Source organism: Psychrobacter sp. T6-4 (genome assembly GCF_052258425.1).
Taxonomy (GTDB): domain Bacteria; phylum Pseudomonadota; class Gammaproteobacteria; order Pseudomonadales; family Moraxellaceae; genus Psychrobacter.
The window spans coordinates 1-521 of record NZ_JBQQEZ010000037.1 but is presented as its reverse complement, the minus strand read 5'-3'; the positions used below and the strand labels follow the sequence as shown (position 1 = coordinate 521).

At 70.1% G+C, this 521-nt stretch carries 1 protein-coding gene; it reads left to right on the top strand.

Translation table 11 applies throughout. The features are described from left to right. On the top strand, positions 1–473 hold a 473-nt coding region (locus ACTXGE_RS12515), incomplete at its 5' end, for a helix-turn-helix domain-containing protein (protein WP_443560328.1). Positions 474–521: the final 48 nt, after the last annotated feature.

The following is a 521-nucleotide window of genomic DNA, read 5'->3' as shown; positions in this document are numbered from 1 at the left end:
ACAGCGCCGAGCGCATGGTCGGGGTCGGGATCGATCTCATCGTCGCCTGCCTCGCCGAGCGCCTCGCACAGGAGGTGCCGCGGCCGCTGCACGGGACGCTCGTGATCCAGCGCGCCAAGGCGTTCATCGAGTCCAACCTCGGCGACCCGACCCTCGATCCGCCCATGCTTGCGGCAGCCGTCGGCGTCTCGCTGCGGCGGCTGCAGGAGCTGTTCCACGAGCGGGGCCAGCACATCTCGGATTGGATCTGGCAAAAACGCCTGGAGGCGGCCGCCGCCCGCCTAGCCGATCCGGGTTGCACGCACCTGTCCATCGGCGCCCTGGCCTATGGCTGCGGCTTCGCCAACCAAGCCCACTTCGCCCGCCGCTTCAAGGCACGCTACGGGATGGCTCCCAGCGAGCATCGTCACGCGGCACTGATGAACGCACGACCGGGTCCGACGGCGCCTGCAGCTGCGTCCCGCCGATCGTAGCTCCCTGGAACATCCACCCGCCGGCTCGTGGTCAGGCCGCGTCGAAGG